The sequence below is a fragment of the Pseudomonas monteilii genome (genome assembly GCA_001534745.1).
Taxonomy (GTDB): Bacteria; Pseudomonadota; Gammaproteobacteria; order Pseudomonadales; family Pseudomonadaceae; genus Aquipseudomonas; species Aquipseudomonas alabamensis.
Genome location: CP013997.1, coordinates 3,017,259 through 3,037,871, shown reverse-complemented (window position 1 = coordinate 3,037,871; position 20,613 = coordinate 3,017,259). Strand labels below are relative to the sequence as shown.

At 66.7% G+C, this 20,613-nt stretch carries 14 protein-coding genes; 8 read left to right on the top strand and 6 right to left on the bottom strand.

Features of this window, described 5'->3' with window-relative positions:
• Positions 1-2 precede the first annotated feature (2 nt).
• Positions 3-890 carry a pseudouridine synthase gene (locus APT63_12915; protein AMA46445.1) on the top strand — a complete coding sequence of 296 codons (888 nt, stop codon included), beginning with the start codon at positions 3-5 and terminating at the stop codon, positions 888-890.
• Positions 891-1,372: 482 nt separating this feature from the next.
• Here the strand turns inward: APT63_12915 and APT63_12910 are convergent, their stop codons facing one another.
• Both APT63_12910 and APT63_12905 read right to left on the bottom strand, forming a co-directional pair.
• Entirely contained in the window at positions 1,373-2,938 is a 1,566-nt protein-coding gene (locus APT63_12910) for a chemotaxis protein (GenBank protein ID AMA46444.1), read from the bottom strand.
• Positions 2,939-3,169: 231 nt separating this feature from the next.
• Positions 3,170-5,911, bottom strand: a complete 2,742-nt coding sequence (locus APT63_12905) for an aconitate hydratase (protein ID AMA46443.1) — start codon at positions 5,909-5,911, stop codon at positions 3,170-3,172.
• 249 nt (positions 5,912-6,160) lie between these two features.
• Between APT63_12905 and APT63_12900 the strand changes: the two genes are divergently transcribed.
• Positions 6,161-7,231 (top strand): 23S rRNA (cytidine(2498)-2'-O)-methyltransferase RlmM, encoded by a 1,071-nt coding sequence (locus APT63_12900; protein AMA46442.1) that lies wholly within the window; start codon positions 6,161-6,163, stop codon positions 7,229-7,231.
• A gap of 68 nt (positions 7,232-7,299) precedes the next feature.
• Here APT63_12900 and APT63_12895 read toward each other — a convergent pair whose 3' ends face one another.
• Genes APT63_12895 through APT63_12885 form a run of 3 tightly spaced genes read right to left on the bottom strand, consistent with a single transcriptional unit; the run spans position 7,300 to position 10,606 of the window.
• Positions 7,300-8,058 carry a dihydroneopterin aldolase gene (locus APT63_12895; protein ID AMA46441.1) on the bottom strand — a complete coding sequence of 253 codons (759 nt, stop codon included), beginning with the start codon at positions 8,056-8,058 and terminating at the stop codon, positions 7,300-7,302.
• 2 nt (positions 8,059-8,060) lie between these two features.
• The gene (locus APT63_12890; protein AMA46440.1) at positions 8,061-8,897 is read right to left on the bottom strand and encodes a peroxiredoxin; all 837 of its coding nucleotides are present in this window, start codon (positions 8,895-8,897) and stop codon (positions 8,061-8,063) included.
• Positions 8,897-10,606 carry a thiol:disulfide interchange protein gene (locus tag APT63_12885; protein AMA46439.1) on the bottom strand — a complete coding sequence of 570 codons (1,710 nt, stop codon included), beginning with the start codon at positions 10,604-10,606 and terminating at the stop codon, positions 8,897-8,899. Before APT63_12885 ends, APT63_12890 begins: the two co-directional genes overlap by 1 nt.
• A 172-nt stretch (positions 10,607-10,778) precedes the next feature.
• Between APT63_12885 and APT63_12880 the strand changes: the two genes are divergently transcribed.
• The 3 genes from APT63_12880 to APT63_12870 all read left to right on the top strand — a co-directional run bounded on the left by APT63_12880 (position 10,779) and on the right by APT63_12870 (position 14,303).
• On the top strand, positions 10,779-11,462 hold the full coding sequence (locus APT63_12880) for a two-component system response regulator (GenBank protein AMA46438.1): 684 nt from the start codon (positions 10,779-10,781) through the stop codon (positions 11,460-11,462).
• Entirely contained in the window at positions 11,459-12,778 is a 1,320-nt protein-coding gene (locus APT63_12875; protein ID AMA46437.1) for a histidine kinase, read from the top strand. The genes APT63_12880 and APT63_12875 overlap by 4 nt, the downstream gene beginning before the upstream one ends.
• Before the next feature lie 130 nt (positions 12,779-12,908).
• On the top strand, positions 12,909-14,303 hold the full coding sequence (locus tag APT63_12870; GenBank protein AMA46436.1) for a 2,4-diaminobutyrate 4-aminotransferase: 1,395 nt from the start codon (positions 12,909-12,911) through the stop codon (positions 14,301-14,303).
• Between the two features lie 384 nt (positions 14,304-14,687).
• Here the strand turns inward: APT63_12870 and APT63_12865 are convergent, their stop codons facing one another.
• Positions 14,688-15,611: an iron utilization protein gene (locus tag APT63_12865; protein AMA46435.1), complete on the bottom strand. Its 924-nt coding sequence runs from the start codon at positions 15,609-15,611 to the stop codon at positions 14,688-14,690.
• A 153-nt stretch (positions 15,612-15,764) separates the two neighbouring features.
• Here APT63_12865 and APT63_12860 point away from each other — a divergent pair, with 153 nt between their 5' ends.
• From APT63_12860 to APT63_12850, 3 genes are all read left to right on the top strand, one after another.
• Positions 15,765-17,387 carry a PvdJ/PvdD/PvdP-like protein gene (locus tag APT63_12860; GenBank protein AMA46434.1) on the top strand — a complete coding sequence of 541 codons (1,623 nt, stop codon included), beginning with the start codon at positions 15,765-15,767 and terminating at the stop codon, positions 17,385-17,387.
• Between the two features lie 64 nt (positions 17,388-17,451).
• Positions 17,452-17,694 (top strand): sulfurtransferase TusA, encoded by a 243-nt coding sequence (locus APT63_12855; GenBank protein AMA47896.1) that lies wholly within the window; start codon positions 17,452-17,454, stop codon positions 17,692-17,694.
• Between the two features lie 61 nt (positions 17,695-17,755).
• Positions 17,756-18,898, top strand: coding sequence for an erythronate-4-phosphate dehydrogenase (locus APT63_12850; GenBank protein ID AMA46433.1), 1,143 nt, complete (start codon positions 17,756-17,758; stop codon positions 18,896-18,898).
• Positions 18,899-20,613: the final 1,715 nt, after the last annotated feature.

Below are 20,613 nucleotides of genomic sequence, written 5' to 3'. Positions count from 1 at the left end.
CCATGTCCGCGCCGTTCGATCCCGCCTTGCAGCAAGCCAGCACGGTCTGCCTCCCGTCTGGAGCCTGGAATACCGTGCTCGATTGCCTGAGCGAGCATTTCAAGGCGGTAGGACGCGAAGGCTGGCTCGACCGTTTTCAGCGCGGTCGCGTGCTCGATGCCACAGGCCAGCCAGTGTCGGCGGATCTGCCCTATCGACGCGGTCTGCGCCTGCACTATTTTCGCGAAGTGCCGAACGAGCGCCCGATTCCCGTGCAGGAGGTGGTCTTGCATGCGGACGATCACTTGGTGGTGGTCGACAAGCCGCATTTTCTGCCGGTGACGCCCACGGGGGAGTACGTCGAGCAGACCTTGCTGCGTCGGTTGATCCGGCAGCTGGACAACCCGCACCTGGTCCCGCTGCACCGTATCGACCGGCATACCGCAGGCCTGGTGCTGTTTTCCAGCAACCCCGAGAGCCGCAGCGCCTACCAGCGGCTGTTTCCCGAGCGGCGCATCGACAAGCAGTACCAGGCCATCGCACCGGCCTTGCCCGACTTGCCGGTGCCCTATGTCCACACGAGTCGTCTGGCCCATGGGGAACCGTTCTTCCGCATGCAGGAAGTACCCGGCGTGGCGAACAGCGAGACCCATGTCCGCGTGCTGGAAAAGCGGGGCGAGTGGTGGCGTTACGGACTGTCGCCGGTGACGGGCAAGACCCACCAGCTGCGGGTGCACATGGCCGCGTTGGGAGCCCCGATCCAGTACGATCCGTTCTACCCGACCCTGGTGGCACAGGCCGACGATTACCAGAAGCCTCTGAAGCTCCTGGCCCAGCGGTTGAGTTTCACGGATCCGCTGAGCGGGGAAGGGCGGGTGTTCGACAGCACCCTGGCCTTGGACTGGGCCTGATCGAGCCGTCTGGGTTGCCCTGTGGTGTGTGGGGGTAGGGTTGCCTTTTCTGTCAACCAGCGGCGCCTGCATCGCGGGCAAGCCCGCTCTCATAGAACATAAAATATCCTTTTGATTTTAAAAGGAATAATTTCAGGATTTTTGTGGGCCCTGCGGGCCCAATCGCGGCACTGGGGCCGCTCCCACAGGTGACCGCGATAGCTTGCAACCCCGCGGTGGAGCTACGGGTGTAGGAGCGGCCCCTGTGCCGCGATGGGCCGCAAAGCGGCCCTAAAATCGATTAGCAATGAGGCTTCGGATCCTGCCAACTATCGTCATGTTCTCTACGCGACAGCGCGGCAGCCAAAGCTGCAGAGACCCAGATGGAAGGCTACAAAGACCTGGGTGGATAATTGCAGAGATCTATGTGGGAGCTGGCTTGCCAGCGATGAGGCCCGGTCAATCGCTCCCTTCTCACGGGCCAGCCCGCTCCCTTCCAACCCCTACCGATTGAACCGCTCGACCAACGAATACTGACCCGTGGCCGTGCGCGTCAGCTCTTCACTCAACAGCGCCGAGCTCTGCGCCTGTTCGGAAGTCTGGTCGGCCAGTTGCGCGATGGTGCTGATGTTGCGGCTGATCTCGTCTGCAACGGCCGTTTGCTCTTCGGTCGCGGCGGCGATCTGGGTGGTCATGTCGGTGATGTGCGCCACGGCATCGCTGATGCCCGACAGCGCCCGGTCGGCCTCCATCACCCGCGCCACGCCTTCCTCGGCCTGGCGATGCCCGGCTTCCATGGTCAGCACCGCATTGTTGGCGGTCTGCTGCAACTTGGCGATCAACGTGTGAATCTGCCCGGTGGACTCCGCCGTACGTTGCGCCAGTTGGCGGACTTCGTCGGCGACCACCGCGAAGCCGCGGCCCATCTCGCCCGCCCGCGCCGCTTCGATGGCGGCATTGAGCGCCAGCAGGTTGGTCTGGTCGGCAATGCCCTTGATCACATCGACCACGCCGCCGATTTCATCGCTGTCCTTGGCCAGCTGGGTGACTGTCTGCCCGGTCTCGCCCACGGCGGTGGACAGGCGCTCGATGGCCTCGCGGGTTTCCCCGGCGATCAGACGACCTTCGCCGGTCAGGCGATTGGCCTGTTGCGTGGCATCGGCCGTGCGCTGCACATGGGTGGCCACTTCCTGGGTGGTGGTGGCCATCTGGTTGACGGCCGTGGCCACCTGCTCGGTCTCCACGCGCTGGCGCTCCAGGCTGGTGGAACTCTGGTGCGCCAGGGCGTCGGACTGCTGCGCCTGCTGGCTCAAGTGCTCGGCACTGTCCTGCAGCCGCGTCAGACAGGTCTTCAGGCGAGCGTCCTGGCTGAGCATGGCCATTTCCAGGCGTGCCTGCACGCCGCGGCTGTCGGTGTACATCTGCGCGATCAGTGCATCGGAGGTGGTCTGCTCGGCCAGACGCAGCAGGCGCTTGAGGCCACGTTGCTGCCAGCTCAGGCCCAGCAGCCCCAAGGGCACGCTCAAGGCGGCCGCCAGGGCGAAGCCCCAGCTCTGGCCCATCCAGCTGCCGATCAGGAAACCGACCTGGCTCACCAGAATGAACGGCAGCCAATCCTGCACCACGGGCAGCCAGGTGTCCCGGCGCGGCACGGCGGACTTGCCCTGGGTCAGCCGCTGGTACAGCTGTTCGGCACGCCGGATCTGTTCGCTGGTGGGCTTGACCCGTACCGATTCGAAGCCGATCACCTGATCGTTCTCGAAGATCGGCGTAACGTAGGCGTTGACCCAGTAGTGATCACCCGACTTGCAGCGGTTCTTGACGATACCCATCCAGGGCTGGCCCTGCTTGAGCGTCTGCCACATGTGCGCGAACACTGCCTGCGGCACGTCCGGATGGCGCACCAGGTTGTGGGCCGCGCCGATCAACTCATCGCGGGTGAAGCCGCTGATGTCGATGAAGTCATCGTTGCAGTAGGTGATGACCCCTTTGGCGTTGGTCGTGGAAATCAAACGCTGCTGGGCAGGGAACGTCCGTTCTCTCTGGGTGATCGGCTGGTTGTTGCGCATCGGCTGGTCTATCCGTGAAGGCTTTGAACAGCTATCGGCAACGGCTTGCGTTTGTTGAGCGTGATTTCCAGAAAAGTTCCCAGGGTATGGAGATTCTTTTCAGGCAGGCGAATGTGAAGGGAGGCGGGTGCCCAGAAGAGCAGGCACGCGCCGGGAGGATGACCCTAGGGTGGGGTCGGCAGGAAACCTCCTGACGCCGCAAGGCGACCTCAGGAGGTGAGTGCAGAGCGCTTACGACGCAATCAGTTGACGCAGCACGTAGTGCAGGATGCCGCCGGCCTTGAAGTACTCCACTTCGTTGAGCGTGTCGATCCGGCACAGCACCTCGATGTCACGGACCTGACCGGCTTCATCGATGATGCGCAATGGCAGGCTCATGCCGGGGCGGATCGTCGCCTCACGCAAGCCGCGCACGTCGATGCGCTCCTTGCCGGTCAGCCCCAGCGACTGACGGGTATCGCCCGTCTTGAACTGCAGCGGCAGGACACCCATGCCCACCAGGTTGGAGCGGTGGATGCGCTCGAAACTCTCCGCCAGCACGGCCTTCACACCCAGCAGGTTGGTGCCCTTGGCGGCCCAGTCGCGGCTCGAGCCGGTGCCGTACTCCTGACCGGCGATCACCACCAGCGGCGTGCCCTCGGCCTGGTAGCGCATGGCAGCGTCGTAGATCGCCAGCTTCTCGCCAGTGGGCACGTGCAGCGTATTGCCACCTTCCTCGCCGCCGAGCATCTCGTTGCGGATACGGATGTTGGCGAAGGTCCCGCGCATCATCACCTCGTGGTTGCCGCGGCGCGAACCATAGGAGTTGAAATCGCGGGTTTCCACCCCTTTGTCCCGCAGGTAGCGACCGGCCGGGCTGTCGGCCTTGATGTTGCCGGCGGGGGAGATGTGGTCGGTGGTCACCGAGTCGCCCAGCAACGCCAGGATGTGCGCCCCTTCGATGTCGTCGATGGCCGGTGGTGGTCCGGCGATGTCGTCGAAGAAGGGCGGATGCTGGATGTAGGTGGAGTCGTCCTGCCAGACGTAGGTCGCCGCCTGGGGCACCTCGATGGCCTGCCACTGTGCGTCGCCAGCGAAGACCTCGGCGTATTCCTTGTGGAACATGTCGGTATCGACCTTGGCCACGGCGTCGGCGATCTCCTGCTGGGTCGGCCAGACATCGCGCAGGTAGACCGGCTGGCCGTCCTTGCCCGTGCCCAATGGGTCCTGGGTCAGGTCGACACGCACGCTACCTGCCAGGGCGTAGGCCACCACCAGGGGCGGGGAGGCCAGCCAGTTGGTCTTGACCAGCGGGTGTACCCGGCCTTCGAAGTTGCGGTTGCCTGACAGCACCGACGCCACGGTCAGGTCGCCCTGGGTCACGGCCTGTTCGATCGCCTCGTCCAGCGGTCCGGAGTTGCCGATGCAAGTGGTGCACCCGTAGCCGACTAGGTCGAAGCCCAGTGTGTCGAGATAGGACGTCAGGCCGGCGGCCTTGAAGTACTCGGTCACCACCTTCGAGCCCGGCGCCAGGGAACTCTTGACCCACGGCTTGCGCTGCAGGCCTTTTTCTACGGCCTTTTTCGCCACCAGACCGGCCGCCATCATCACGCTCGGGTTGGAAGTGTTGGTGCAGGAGGTGATCGCGGCGATCACCACCGCGCCATCGCGCAGCACATGGGTCGCGTCGCCCTGGGTGTAGCTGACTTCACCGGCCTGGTCGGCATTGCCCACGGCCACACCGCCGCCGCCTTCGCTTTCCAGACGGCCCACGTCCTTGCGCGCCGGCTTGGGTTGCAGGTCGAGGAAGCTGTCGAAGGCAGCGGCCACGCGTGGCAGTTCGACACGGTCCTGGGGACGTTTCGGCCCTGCCAGGCTGGCCTGGACATCGTTCATGTCCAGCGCCAGCGCATCGCTGAAGACCGGCTCCTGGCCTTGCAGGCGCCAGAGCCCCTGGGCCTTGCAATAGGCTTCCACCAGCTCGACGGTTTCCTGTGGGCGACCCGACAGGCGCAGGTAGTCCAGCGTCACCTCGTCGACCGGGAAGAACCCGCAGGTGGCCCCGTACTCCGGGGCCATGTTGGCGATGGTGGCACGGTCGGCCAGGGGCAGCTGCGCCAGACCGTCACCATAGAATTCGACGAACTTGCCGACCACGCCTTTCTTGCGCAGCATCTGGGTCACGGTCAACACCAGGTCGGTGGCGGTGATGCCTTCGTTCAGCTTACCGGTCAGCTTGAAGCCGATCACTTCCGGGATGAGCATCGACACCGGCTGACCGAGCATGGCCGCCTCGGCTTCGATCCCGCCGACGCCCCAGCCCAGCACGCCCAGGCCGTTGATCATGGTGGTGTGCGAGTCGGTGCCGACCAGGGTGTCGGGGAAGGCGAAGGTGCGGCCGTCTTCCTCGCGTGTCCAGACAGTGCGGCCCAGGTACTCCAGGTTGACCTGGTGACAGATGCCGGTGCCTGGGGGCACGACGCTGAAGTTGTCGAAGGCGCTCTGGCCCCAGCGCAGGAACGCGTAGCGCTCGCCGTTGCGCTGCATTTCGATGTCGACGTTCTCGGCGAAGGCGTGGTCGCTGCCGTACTTGTCGACCATGACCGAGTGGTCGATCACCAGGTCCACCGGCGACAGCGGGTTGATGCGCTGGGGATCGCCGCCTGCCTTGGCCATGGCCGCGCGCATGGCGGCCAGGTCGACCACGGCGGGCACGCCGGTGAAGTCCTGCATCAGCACGCGCGCCGGGCGGTACTGGATCTCGCGGTCCGAGCGCTTGTCCTTGAGCCAGCCGGCCAGGGCGTGCAGGTCGTCGCGGTTGACGGTCTGGTCGTCCTCCCAGCGCAGCAGGTTTTCCAGCAGGACCTTGAGCGACATCGGCAGGCGCTCCAGGTCGCCCAGGGTGCGCGCGGCATCGGGCAGGCTGTAATAGTGGTAGACGCGGTCGCCCACGGTGAGGGTCTTGAGGGTATTCAGGCTATCGAGCGAGGGCATTGCCAACTCCTTCTGCGCCGGTGCCCGGCGCATCGTGAAGGGGCGCCGGTGTCACCGCTCTGTATGAGGGTCCGCACGGCACGGACCAGGCTCAAGGGCCGGGCTGCGTTGCCCGACCTGACTCTATACTGGACCGGTCGGGCAGGTCGCAGGTTCAGATCGGTTCCTTTATCATTCGCCGCCTTGTCGCCGCGGCTTTCGCGGTGGAACAAGGCGCGCGCCTGGTGCGCCGCCGTCGTGGAGTGAAAGATGGATACCCTGTTGATGCATTGCCGGCCCGGTTTCGAGGGCGAGGTCTGCGCCGAGATCAGCGAGCACGCCGCCCGCCTGGGCGTGCCGGGCTATGCCCGCAGCAAACCGCAGACGGCCTGCGCCGAGTTCGTCTGCCTGGAGCCGGGTGGGCCGGCGCGGTTGATGGCCGGCATACGCTTCGAGCAGCTGATCTTCATTCGGCAGTGGGCCCGTGGGCGGTTCGTCGAGCTGCCCGAGCAGGACCGCATCAGCGTGCTGCTCGAACACCTGGCTGACCTGCCGGTGTGCACGAGCCTGTGGCTGGAGGTGCTCGACAGCAACGACGGCAAGGAACTGTCGACCTTCTGCCGCAAGTTCGACGTCCCGTTGCGCAAGGCCCTGCTCAAGGCCGGGCGGCTGGTTGAGCAAGGTCGGGGCGCGCGCTTGCTGCTGACCTTCATCAGTGGGCGCCGGGTGTTTCTGGGGCTGGCCGAAGACGACAATTCGGCGCAGTGGCCCATGGGCATTCCGCGGCTCAAATTCCCTCGCGAGGCCCCCAGCCGTTCGACGCTCAAGCTGGAGGAAGCCTGGCACCATTTTATCCCCCGCGACGAGTGGGACGCGCGGCTGTCCGACGACATGACCGGCGTCGACCTGGGCGCCTCGCCCGGCGGCTGGACCTACCAGCTGGTGCGTCGGGGCATGCTGGTGACCGCCATCGACAACGGGCCGATGGCCGAGAGCCTGATGGACACCGGCCTGGTCCAGCACCTGATGGCCGACGGCTTCACCTGGCAGCCCAAGCAGACGGTGGACTGGATGGTCTGCGACATCGTCGAGAAGCCGGCGCGCACGGCGTCGCTGATCGAGACCTGGCTGGGCGAGGGCCTGTGCCGTGAGGCGGTGGTCAACCTCAAGCTGCCGATGAAGCAGCGCCATGCCGAGGTGCGACGGCTGCTCGAGCGGATGGAGGCCGGGTTCAAGGCGCGCAAGGTGCGCGTGTCGATCGCCTGCAAGCAGCTGTACCACGACCGCGAAGAGGTGACCTGCCACCTGCGTCGGCTGGACCTCAAGCCCCGCGCGCGATAAGGCACGGGCGGGGCGCGACGTGCCTGCAGTGCTCGCACCGTCACGCCCAGGATGGAGTGCCGGTGGTCCTACGGTTTCCCCAGCACCGCCGTCAGACGCGCTTCGCCCGGTGCGCCTTGCAGGCTTTGCAGGCGTCCTTGCCCGTCGCGGTAGAAGATCGCCGGCGTGGCGCTCAGCCCCAGCGACTGCATCAAGGCCTGATTGGCCTGCAACCGCGTGTTCAGGGCTTCGGGGATCGGCGTCAGCGGGGCCAGCGGGCTGCTTTTGCCCGCCCGCTCATGGTCGGCCAGGGCCTTGACCGGATCCTTCGCGGCCAGCAGCGCCGCCGATTTGCCCAGGCTGTCGGGGCGGATGATGCCGACCATCACATGCCGCACCTGCACCTTGCCCGAGGTCACCCAGGGCCGCACCTGCTCCCAGAACATCGTGCAGTAGGGGCAGTTGGGGTCGCTGAACACGTACAGGGTCTGTGGCGCATCGTCCCGGCCGTCGGCGATCCAGGCCGATTGGGCCAGCTGGCCCCACACCGCTTCGCCCATCGGGCCGTACACCAGCCGTTCCAGGGGTTCGGCGCTCAGGTCCTGGCCCTGCTCATCGAACAGCGTACCGACCAGCACGTGCTTGCCGTCTTCGGTGAGGTACAGCGCCATGGCGCTGTTCTGGTATTCGGCGGCGTAGCCCTTCAGGCCGCCAGGGGTGTCGAAGCGGCCCTTGATCACCGCGCCCTTGTCCTGCAACTGGCGGATCGGCTCGGGAAACGACTCGGCGTGGGCCAGCGAAGCGAACACCAAGGTCGACAGCAGAGAAAGTCGTGAAAGCATGGGCATGATCAATGTCCTGTGGAATCGGGGGCAGGCGGGGCCGCCTGCAGAAGGGGAAGCAGCGCATGGCGCAGGCTGGCGCGCGACAGCTCGCCCAGGTGGCTGCCCACCAGGCGTCCGTCGGCGTCGTAGAACAAAGTCGTCGGCAGCGCGGCAGAGCCGACGCGACGGGCCAGCTCGCCTGTGTCGTCGAACAGCACGTGCGAGTCCGTCAGCCCGGCCGTGGCGAGAAAGGTCCCGAGCAGCTCGGGCGTCTCGCCCTGGTTGACGAACAGAAAGGTCACTTCGGGATAGGCACGCTGGGCCTCTTGCAGCACCGGTAGCTCGCGGCGGCAGGGTGGGCACCAGCTGGCCCACAGGTTGACCACCAGCGGTCGTCCGGCGTAGTGCTGCAGCGTCACCGGCCGCTGCTGTGCGTCTTGCAGGGCCAGGTCGGGCAGCCGGGTCTGCTGTTCCTGCCAGTGGCCGAACAGTCCGCCCGCTGTCCACACGAGCGCCGCGCCCAGCAGGCTCCAGGCCAGCGGGCGACGTGTCGGGGGCCTGCGCCAGCCGTACAGCAGGGCGGCCAGGGCCAGGCCCAGCACACCCGGCAGCGCCAGGAACCCGCCGTCGCGCACATCGAGGGCCTGCCAGGGATCGGCCTGGTAGCTCGGCCAGTAGACGATGACGAAGCCGATCCGCGCGCAGGCCAGGCCTACCAGCAGCAGGTTGAAGACGGCCGTACGGGTGTCGGCATGGCCACGGCGTACCCACCTGCCAGCGATCAGGCTCGCCACGGCCAAGGCCACGAGCAGCACCAGGTGATCGAAGGCCAGGGTCACCGGGCCAAGGTTCAGGCTCAACATCAGTCTTGGCTCCGGGTCTGTTGCCAGTGCGCCAGGAACGTCGACGCATCGACCTGGCCGGTCAGGCGGCGGGCGCGACGCTCCTGGCCATCAGGGCCCAGCCAGATCAGCGTAGGCGGGCCGGGCACCTGGTAGCGACGCAGCAGCGCGCGACTGGCCTCACCGTCGGCGGTCACGTCCAGGCGCAACCGGCGCACGTCAGCCAGACTGGCCTGGACCTCGGCTCGGGCGAACACCTCGCGCTCCATGACCTTGCAGGCCGCACACCAGTCCGCCGAGTAGTCCAGCAGGACCCATTGCCCGGCCTGACGCGCCGCGTCCAGTTCGCGCTGCAAAGTCGCCGGATCGCTGACGGTGGTGAACGGCTCAGGATCGGCAGGCCGTTCGCGGGAGACGCCGCCACCGAACGGCTGCAAGGGCTGCCAAGGATCACTGGCCCCTGCACTGGCGCCGATGATCAGCAGCGCGCCCCACAGGCCGGCGATCAGGCCCAGCGAGCGCAGTTGAGGCAGCGACTGCAGCGTCAGCCACAGCGCCCAGGCCAGGGCCAGCAGCCAGGCGCCGCACACGGCCACCACCAGCGGCGCCGGCAGCAGGCCGCGCACCGTGTACAGTGCCATGCCCAGGAACACGAAGCCGAACACGCCCTTGACCCGGTTCATCCAGGCGCCAGGGCGGGGCAGGTAGCGGTTGCCCAGGGTCACCAGCAGCAACAGCGGTGCGCCCATGCCCAGGCCCAGGCTGAACAGCACCAGCGCGCCGTGCCAGGCGTCGCCGCTCTGGGCGATGTACAGCAGCGCACCGGCCAGTGGCGCGGTCATGCACGGCCCCAGCAGCAGGCCGGACAACGCCCCCAGCAGCGCCGCGCCATACAGGCTGCCGCCACGGGCGCCTCGACCGGCGCGGTCCAGCCGATCACGCACCGCCGCCGGCAGCTGCAGCTCGAACGCGCCGAACATGGGCAGGGCCAATACCACGAACAGGGCCGCCAGGGCGCCGAGCAGCCAGGGCTGTTGCAGCCAGGCCTGCAAGCTGGCGCCCAGCAGCGCGGCCAGCACGCCGAGCGCGGCGTAGACCAAGGCCATGCAGATCACGTAGACCCCGGCCAGCAGCCAGCCACGGCGGGCACTGGCCCCCGTGCCCAGCACCAGCCCCGCCAGGATCGGCAGCATGGGCAATGAGCAGGGGGTGAAGGCCAGCAGCAACCCCAGGCCGAAGAACGCCAGCAGGCTCCACCCCAGGCCACGGGCGCCCAGTTCGCCGGCCAGGCTCTGATCATCGGCCAGGGCCGGCGTCGTGGCGGGCGCGCCACCCAGGTCGATCAGGCGGGTCTGCGGGGGGTAGCACAGGCCGGCATCGGCGCAGCCCTGCCAGCCCAGGCGCAGCTGGCCGGTGGCGCTGGCGGGCAGGTCGAGCACCAGGGTGTGTCGATAGATGGCCGACTCGCCGAAGAAGTCGTCATGGTGCGTCGTCGCTTCAGGCAACACCGGGTGCTGGTCGACCGGCAGGCCCTCGAACGACAGGCGCTTCTGGTACAGGTAGTAACCGTCCTGGATGTCGAAGCGCAGGCGCATCTGCCCGTCGGGCAACCGCTCCTGGCTGAGCGCGAAGGCCCGGTCCACGGGCAGGAAGTCCGGCTGGCGCTCGAACGGATTGGCCTGGAGCGGCCCTGTGAACAATACGATGAAGAACAGCAGTAACACACGCATGACGGCACCCTGTGGAACAAAACTGGCAGGCATGCTCGGCAGGTACGATTAACCCGGTATTAACCGGAGCTTTCGTAAGGAAATGTAACCTTGCATCTGAAGGGCTACACGGCATAATCCCGGCTTAATTCGGCCCTGTTCCACTGCCCATCCTGTTTTCTGGAGCCCCAGCATGCACGTACTGCTCTGCGAGGACGACGACCTGATCGCCAGCGGCATCGCCGCAGGCCTGATCGCCCAAGGCCTGGTGGTCGACCGTGTGGCCACGGCCTCGGCCGCGCGCGCCATGCTGCAGGCCGCGCGCTTCGACGTGATGATCCTCGACCTCGGCCTGCCCGACGAAGACGGCCTCAAGCTGCTGCGCCGCCTGCGCCAGCAAGGCGAAACCCTGCCGGTGCTGGTGCTCACCGCGCGCGATGCGGTCACCGACCGTGTGGAGGGGCTGCAGGCCGGCGCCGACGACTACCTGCTCAAGCCCTTCGACCTGCGCGAACTGGCGGCGCGGTTGCACACCTTGTTGCGGCGGGTGGCCGGCCGGGCGGTCAACGTCATCGAGCATGGCCCGTTGCGCTATGACCCCAGTCGCTGCCAGGCCAGCCTCGCCGGGCAGGCGGTCGACCTGTCGCGCCGTGAGCAGGCGCTGCTTCAGGCGCTGCTGCAGAACCCGGGGCGGGTGCTGTCCAGCGAGCAGCTCAAGGACTGCGTGTACGGTTTCGGCGACGAAGTCGAAAGCAACGCGCTCAACGTGCACATCCATCACCTGCGGCGCAAGCTGGGCAACGGCATCGTCGAGACCGTGCGTGGCCTGGGCTATCGCCTGGGGCCGGCACAGGCACCGGGAGCGTCTGCCCCATGAGTCTGCGCCTGCGCTTGAGCCTGATCCTGGGCAGTGCCTTCATCGTCATCTGGGCCCTGGCCGCCGCCTGGATGCTGCGCGACTTGCGCCAGCAGATGATGTTCTCCCTCGACCAGCGTCTGGTCGCCTCGGCGCGCATGGTCGCCGGGCTGGTCGATCAGTTGCCCCAGCCCCTGTCGGCACGGGATGAGCACGCGCACTTTTCGGCCGACCAGCTCAGCGTTCCGGACGGCATGGCCTGCCAGGTCAGCTCCCTGCGCGGCGAGATCCTGGCCAGCAACCATGCGCACGACGGCACGATGGACACACGGCGCAGCGGGTTCCTCGATCAGGTCATCGACGGCGTGAGCTGGCGTACCTTCAGCTATGAGCATGGCGATGTGCGCATCACCACCGCCGATCGTCACGAAGAGCGCGAAGCGTTGAACCGCTCGATCCTGCTGGCCGCCTCGGCGCCGGTGCTGATGGCCTTGCTCGGTAGCCTGGGGCTGCTTTGGGTGGGCCTGGGCAAGGGCCTGGCGCCCTTGCACCACATGCGCGATGCACTGATGCGCCGACGCGCCGACAGCGTCGAACCGCTGCAGGTGGCCGGCCTGCCCAGCGAGTTGCAGCCGCTGCTCGAGACCCAGAACCAGCTGTTCCGGCGCATCGCCCAGACCCTGGAGCGCGAACGCCGCCTGACCGATGACGCCGCGCACGAGCTGCGCAGCCCGCTGACCGCCGTCAAGACCCACCTGCAAGTGGCGCGCATGACCGAGGGGCCCGTGCGCGAGCAAGCCCTGGCCCATGCCGAGGAGGGCGCCGACCGACTGCACCGCACGCTGGAGCAGTTGCTACTGCTGGCGCGCGTGGAAGGCAGCCTGTCGTTCGACGACGGCGTCCAGTGCAGCGCCGCCCAGGTGGTGCGGCAGGCGGTGCAGGATGCCGGCGGCGATCCACGGCGCATCCAGTTGCGCCTGCCCGAGGAGGCCGCCCAGGTCTACCTGAGCATGCCGGCACCCCTGGCCGTGGCGGCGCTGCGCAACCTGCTGGACAACGCGCTGCGCCACGCCGGCAGCGAGTCGCCCGTGGAACTGGCCTTGCAGGTGAGCGACGACCGCGCCGCCTTCGTGGTGCGCGACCAAGGCCCGGGTATCGCGCCTGAAGACCTCGAGCACCTGACCGAGCGGTTCTGGCGCCATGGCCAGAGTGGCGGTTGTGGCCTGGGGCTGGCGATCGTCCAGGCCATCGCCCAGCGCTGCGCGGCGCAGCTCGAATTCGACAGCCGGGACGATGGGTTGCGGGTGCGCCTGGACATCCCGGCGCGGGTCGGTTGATCGGCAGGGGTTTGCCGGGCATGGCTAAATCCCGGCGACGCTGAAGCGTTTTCCAAGCGACGACCTCCCGCCACGCCTCTGCTTGCAGGCGCGTGGCGGGCACCTTTCTTCGCTTGCGAGGTTTCCCTCGATGTCGACCGCTACCCTGTCTGCTCGCGCCGTTCCCGTCGGCGAACCAGCCCCGCTGTACGAATTCACCGACTCGCCGCTGCTGCTGCGCCAACAGCAGCAGGAATCCAATGCGCGCAGCTATCCACGGCGTTTGCCGTTGGCGCTCAAGCGCGCGCGGGGCGTGTATGTCGAGGACGTCGAAGGCCGTCAGTTCATCGATTGCCTGGCCGGAGCCGGCACGCTGGCCTTGGGGCACAACCACCCGGTGGTGGTGGAGGCCATCCAGCGCGTGCTGGCCGACGAGTTGCCCTTGCACACCCTGGACCTGACCACGCCGGTCAAGGATCGCTTCGTCCAGGATCTGTTCGCCGTGCTGCCCGAGGGGTTGCGTCGAGAGGCCAGAATCCAGTTCTGTGGCCCGACCGGCACCGACGCGGTGGAAGCCGCGCTCAAACTGGTTCGCACCGCGACCGGTCGCAGCACCGTGCTGGCCTTCCAGGGCGCCTACCATGGCATGAGCCAGGGCGCCTTGAGCCTGATGGGCAGCCTGGGGCCGAAAAAACCGCTCGGGGCGCTGCTCGGCAACGGGGTGCAGTTCATGCCGTACCCCTACGACTACCGCTGTCCCTTCGGTCTGGGTGGCGCCGCGGGGGTGCAGGCCAACCTGCATTACCTGGAGACGCTGCTCAACGATCCTGAAGCGGGTGTGGCACTGCCTGCGGCGGTGATCGTCGAGGTGGTGCAGGGTGAGGGCGGGGTAATCCCTGCCGACCTGGACTGGCTGCGTGGGGTGCGCCGTCTCACCGAGCAGGCCGGCGTGGCGATGATCGTCGACGAAATCCAGAGTGGTTTTGCCCGCACGGGCCGGATGTTCGCCTTCGAGCATGCCGGCATCGTCCCGGACGTGGTCACCCTGTCCAAGGCCATCGGCGGCAGCCTGCCGCTGGCGGTGGTGGTCTACCGCGACTGGCTCGACACCTGGGGGCCAGGCGCCCACGCCGGCACCTTCCGTGGCAACCAGATGGCCATGGCGGCCGGGTCGGCGGTGATCGCCTACCTGGTCGAGCACGACGTAGGCGCCCACGCCGAGGCCATGGGCTTGCGCCTACGGGGTCACCTGCAACGCTTGCAGCAGGACTTCGCGCAACTGGGCGACATTCGCGGGCGTGGCTTGATGCTGGGGGTCGAACTGGTCGACCCGCACGGCGAGCGCGATGCCCTGGGGCACCCACCTGCCTGCCGCCAGTTGGCGCCCCGGCTGCAGCGCGAGTGTTTGCGCCGTGGGCTGATCCTCGAGCTGGGCGGGCGACACGGCGCGGTGGTGCGCTTCCTGCCGCCGCTGATCATCACGGCCGAGCAGATCGATGACGTGGCGGCGCGGTTCGGGCGGGCGCTGGCGGCAGCGGTGGGGTGAGGCGAGAGTCTGCGGCGGTGGGCGGTGGGGGCTAGCACACAGGCGTGGCAGCCCTGTGGCCAATCAGCACCGCCGTCACCGATCTGTGTAGGCAACTGTGTTTTTCTGCTCTGACGCGTTGACTGTTTTGTGGGCCCTGGCGGGCCCAATCGCGGCACAGGGGCCGCTCCTACACCCGTAGCCGCACCGCGGCGTTGCAGGCTATCGCGGTCTCTGAGCGGCCCCAGCCGGGGCGCCGGACCGGCCGCGATTGGGCCCGCAGGGCCCATAAAATCCGCCTCCCCGTCTGTCAGATCAGCGCTACGATCCCACCGGTCGACCTGCCATCCACCCGACCTCGGCAGGTGACACTGACCACTTCACAAGCGCCCCGTCCAACAGCACTCACTCCAGGCTCTGACCCGCGCGCCAGTACCCCATCAGGGTCAGGCAGGTCTTGGCCAGCCCGCGTTCCTGAAGCAGGTAGCGACGAATCTCGCGCACGGCCGTCGCCTCTCCGGCGATCCAGGCCTGGAAGTCCGACGCCGCCTGGCCGCCTTGCTCCCAGAGAATCTGCTGGTCCAGGTCGATGTCGTCGAACGCCTCGCCACTGCCCTGGGTCGCCGGCAGCGACGCCAGTTCGCGCACCGCCTGCAGCATCCCTTGTCTCTGGGCCTGGCCCGATCGGTCCCGTGGCAGCCAATGCACCTGCGCATTCGGCCCATGGCGTAACGTCAGGCAGTCATCCGTCACGGGCACTTCCAGGTAGGCATGCACGGCCAGCTCGGGCCTGTGGTCGGCCAGTTGCTCGAGAATCCCGGCGATCGCGGGCAGGGCGGTTTCGTCGCCGACCAGCAGCACGCGGCGCGTGGCCTCGGTCAGCTTCCATTCATAGCCACCGGGGTCCTCGGCATAGTCCAGGTTCGGCGCCACCATTTGCAGGCGGTCGCCCAGGCGGGCGTCGGTGGCCCAGGCCGAGGCCGGACCGTTGACGCCATGCAGGACGAAATCGACGTCCACTTCGGCCGCCTCGCGGCGCAGCGCACGCAGGGTGTAGGTGCGCATCGGTGGCGTGTGCTCCGGGCGCAGGCCGCGGCGTGCCTTCTGCCAGTGCGGGCCGTGGGGCAGGCTAGGCGGCGCGCCGGCAGGCGTGGGGAAGAACAGTTTGACGCGCTGGTCTGGGGCCAGGGTGGTCATCCGGCGCACGTCCTCGCCACCGAACACGTAGCGGCACAGCGAAGGGCTGAGCCGTTCGATGGCCTTGAGTTCGATGTCGAACAGGCCGTACGCGGTGGCCTGGGAGCGTTTGGGGCGCAGAAGGGCGAACATCGGGCGTACCTCGTGTCTAGGGTCCTACCGATGAAACGACCCGCGCCGCCTCTGAATTACACATACGCCAGGCGCGGGTTAAATTTCACCTGTCACGCTACGTTCTTGCTGGGACAGGGTTGAGCGACACGGGTCCGGCGGATTAGAGGCGCAATGACAATTTCTCGACGATGGTTCATCGCCGGCCTGGCGGCCGCTGGCGCGGCGGGGACAGGGGCCTATCACGCGCACAAGGCGCTCACCCATGACCCCGAGGACGCTATCGTCACCCCGGGCGAGGCCAGCGTCGAACTGGCCGACTACCCCGGTCAGGTGCTCGCCGATCGGTTGCGGGGCATCTGGGACGTCCGCCTCGACGGTGCGCAAGCCCGGCTCGAAGGGCTGCCTGCGACAGGGCTCGAGTTGCTGCTCGACGTGGCCAGCAAGGGCCGTGGCCTGCGCGGCTACCTCGACACTGGCGACGCGCTACGCAGCGAGGCGGTCGCCGCCTACCGGGTGGTCGGCGACCTGGTCGGGGTCGACGGCAGCCGGATACGGTGGCGGCTGTTCAGCCAGCGCGGTGGCCCGAGCTATGTCTTCGACGCCGACCTGGACGAGGTCTGGGGCGAGTACGCCAACGCGGGCAGGGGCAGCCTGAGCGGTCAGCTGCAGCGCCTCGACCGCCCGCTGACCCTGCCGGTCGTCGATGGCCGCTTCGTGGCGCTCAAGCGGCCGTTCCCCGAGGCGCGCGAACGCCTGGCGTTCAATGCCCGGATGGCCGAGTGGGTCATCGCCCCGGAACATCGCCTGTTCCACCAACTCTGGCATGCCAGCCGCGATCAGTGGCACACGCTGCCCGAAGAACGGCGCCAGGCCTTGCGCGGGCTGGGTTGGCAACCTGGGCCACGCGATCACGAACGCGACGCCCGCGGCCCGCGCAAGCACCGCAACGGCTCGGGCGTGGACTTTCTGTTCATGCACCGGCACATGCTCGGCCAGGCCCGGCGCCTGCAGGACCTGCCGTCCTGGCCGCAGTTTCCCCTGCCGCAACGCTCGGTCGAACGGGATCGGCAAGGGTTCATCCGCTACTGCGAGAACCACGACGGCCTGAGCGTGCCGCCCGCCTGGCAGGCACCGGGGGACGAGGCCTATGGCCAGTGGGTCTCGGCGATCAAGACCGACGAGACGTTCTGCAGCAACTTCCAGGTCTGGGAGTCGCAGTACCAGGACCCGCTGTACCTGTCCAAGCTGTCGCTCGGCGCCTTCGGCTCGGAACTGGAGATGACCCTGCACGACTGGCTGCACATGTGCTGGGCCAGCGTGCCACGCGACCCGTCCAACGGCGCGCCGGTGCCGTTCGCCCGTGATCCGGCAGACTTCGCGCCGCGCTGGTTCGGGCCGAGCAACGATTTTCTCGGCGATCCGTTCTCCTCCCACGCCCATCCGGTGTTCTGGGGCTTCCACGGCTGGATCGACGACCGCATCGAGGACTGGTACCGCGCCCACGAGCGCCACCACCCTGGCCAGGTGCAGCGGCTGGAGGTCGAGGGCGTGCGCTGGTTCGCACCCGGTGACTGGGTGGAGGTGGGCGACCCCTGGCTCGGACCGCTCACCCATGGCTGCAGCACCGTGCCTGGCACCCAGCCCGGTCGCTCGGTGGAAATGGACGTGGAGACTATGAAGCTGGCGCTGCGCCTGACCTTCGGCCCGGAAGACGCCCTGGCGCGGCTGACGCGCCAGGTTCCACGACGGCCCTGGTATGCCCGGCACCTGTCGCTGCGCAACATTCTGGCCTGAAGGCACCCGGTTGGCTGATCGCCTGCGCTTGAGCGACAATGGGCACCTTTTCACGGAGCTGCCCATGACCGACCACACCCCCGATGCCGTTCTCGATGCCAGCGGGCTCAACTGCCCGGAGCCGGTGATGATGCTGCACCAGCACGTGCGTGACCTGGCGGCCGGCGGCCTGCTCAAGGTGATCGCCACGGACCCCTCGACCCGTCGCGACATCCCCAAGTTCTGCACCTTCCTCGGGCATGAGCTGGTGAACCAGCAGGAAGACGCGGGCACCTATCTGTACTGGATCCGCAAGAAACACGAGTGAGCCCCGGCTGGTCGGGCGTGCGCCCAGCGCCTACACTGCGTTCCCCTGACTGGAGAGCGCCATGCTGATTGTTGCCGACGAAAACATCCCGCTGCTCGACGCCTTTTTCGCAGGCTTCGGCGAGATCCGCCGTTACCCAGGGCGCGCCATCGACGCCGCCTGCGTCAAGGACGCCGACGTGCTGCTGGTACGCTCGGTGACCCGGGTCGATCGCCACCTGCTGCAGGGCAGCCGCGTGCGCTTCGTCGGCACCTGCACCATCGGCACCGATCACCTGGACCTCGAGCATTTCGCCCAGGCCGGGATCCACTGGACCAGCGCGCCGGGCTGCAATGCACGGGGGGTGGTGGACTACGTGCTGGGCAGCCTGCTGACCCTGGCCGACCTCGAGGGCGCCGACCTGAGCACGCGCACCTATGGTGTGGTCGGGGCTGGCGAGGTCGGCGGCCGCCTGGTGCAGGTGCTGCGCGGGCTGGGCTGGAAGGTGCTGGTCTGCGACCCACCGCGCCAGGCCCGCGAGGGCGGCGACTTCGTCAGCCTCGACACGGTGCTCGCGCAGTGCGACGTGATCAGCCTGCACACCCCGCTGCTGCGCGACGGTCCGCACCCCACCTGGCACCTGCTCGGCGGTGCGCAGCTGGCGCGGCTGCGCACGGGCGCCTGGCTGATCAACGCCAGCCGCGGGCCCGTGGTCGATAACGCGGCGCTGCGCGAATGCCTGCAAACGCGTGACGATCTGCACGCCGTGCTCGACGTCTGGGAAGGCGAGCCTCAGGTGGACCTGGCCCTGGCCGACCTGTGCACCCTGGCCACGCCGCACATCGCCGGCTACAGCCTCGATGGGCGCCAGCGTGGCACGGCGCAGGTGTACCAGGCCCTGTGCCGTTGGCTGGGCCGGGCGCCACAGGTGCACCTGGCCGCGCTGCTGCCAGCGCAAGCCCTGACCGAACTGACCTTCGACGCCAGCGCCGACCCGGCCTGGGTGCTGTCGACCTTGTGCCGCGCGGTGTATGACCCGCGCCGCGACGATGCGGACTTCCGGCGCAGCCTGAGCGACGACGTGGCGGTGCAGAAGGCAGGGTTCGATCGGTTGCGCAAACAGTATCCACCGCGTCGCGAGATCGAAGGGCTGCGGGTGAAGGTGGCGGGGCAGGGGCAGGCCATTGCTGCAGTGGCGCAGGCGTTGGGGGCGCAGGTGGTGTGAAGCGCCACACTGCTCAAGACGTGGGTCGATAAAGTCTGTATGTAGCCCTATAGCCTAGGAATGGAACAGCGATGGCGACAGAGTCGCCATCGCCGGAAAATGAATTCCCACGGACTCTGAAAGCTGCGTCAATCTGGCGGATCAGCAACGTGGCGCTACAAGCAGGCCCGATGTCGTCTCGAGGCCTAGTGAAGCAAATAGGATTTAGCAAATTTTCAAATTGTGCAATTGATAGTTTTGTCAGTTGTACGTTGCGTAGAAGATCATGATGATGGTCACTCCTCACGCGAAGGAGCTTGACATGACTGTCTCTACCCATGGTTCAGCGGGCACGTTGGCAGGAGATTTGCTAGGTGGCCGCCAATCGGCCCAGAACATCAGGGAGCGCCAGCACCTTGCATTTACTCCGTATGGATTTGAAGGACGCCTACCCTATGGTCTTTCGTCATTGGCGTTCAATGGCCAGCTGGTAGACGGCTTGACGGGTTTGTATTTATTAGGCGCAGGTCGCCGGGCGTATAGCCCGACGTTGATGCGGTTCATCGGTGCGGATCCAACCAGCCCATTGGGGGCAGGGGGTCTCAATGCTTTCGCCTATTGCGAAGGCGACCCTGTCAACTACAGCGATAACACTGGGCTTAGCCGGGCATTCAACACACCTTTGCTTCCCCGTGCGCAGTGGATGAGCCCTCGCTTCGTAGAAGGCCCACTTCAGAACAGGGGTAGGCCACAGGCCCGGCCCTATCAGCTGAGACAGCGGCGCCATTCATTCAATGGATTTGATCGGCCGGCCTCAAAAACGCTCGTTGGATATCATGCGTCCAAAACTGAATACGCGCCAGCGCTGACAGGAACGTTACAAGGCCGCAAAGACGTGTTAAGGACGCCTCTGGATCAGCACAAACGATTTGGTGTGGACCCTTATTATTTCAAGTCCGATAATGAGTTTGGCGCAGGTTTTTACGCGGGTGAGTTGCCAGTAGCTGAATTTTATCAGGGAAAACGGGGCGCCCAAAGTCAGTCGCCTACCACCATCTTTGATGTTTACGTGGATAACGCTGAAGGCCTGCAACCTGGCGTGCACTATTACGCGGGATTACTAAAGCATCCTGCAAAGCCTCCCTATCCCGAAACCCCCTACTTTTATCAGTTCGCATTGTTGCCAAACGTTATATCGCGCGTTTCGCTTCGAGTAAGAACAGGTCAGGGCGAGTTGCCCCGGCCGCTGAGACCACACGAAATCTGAAGTGACCGTTAGCGTGCCTCTTAAGGGCAGCCATCAAGCAGCTATCAATGACGTTTGCGATACGTCCGTAGGCTCGAATCGTAGGAGGATGAAAAAGTAAGCGTGCGAGCAACCGTTTGTTACTGTTTGGAGTAGTGCATCAGTACAAGTCGGTGCTCGTGCAGTCACTGCCCTGTGGCCTTCCTGCCATGAAACAAGTCGACCTTCAGGCCTAGGCGCTAGGCATGAAGGTCGATCTCACTGCATTCAATGCGACTCACTGCGCTCTTTTTCGAGCTCCTTGCAGGCCTGCTGGATCATCGATTCGGTGATCGGTACTTCGCGGCCTTGCTGATCGATGATCGAACCACAGGCGTGAAGCTGCTCGTGGGATTGCGGGGTGTTCGGGGTGTCTTGGTGGGTGTGCATGCTCATGTCCTGTCTCCTCATCAGGTTTCAGCTCAGGGTAGACGCAGGCGATGTCGCGCGT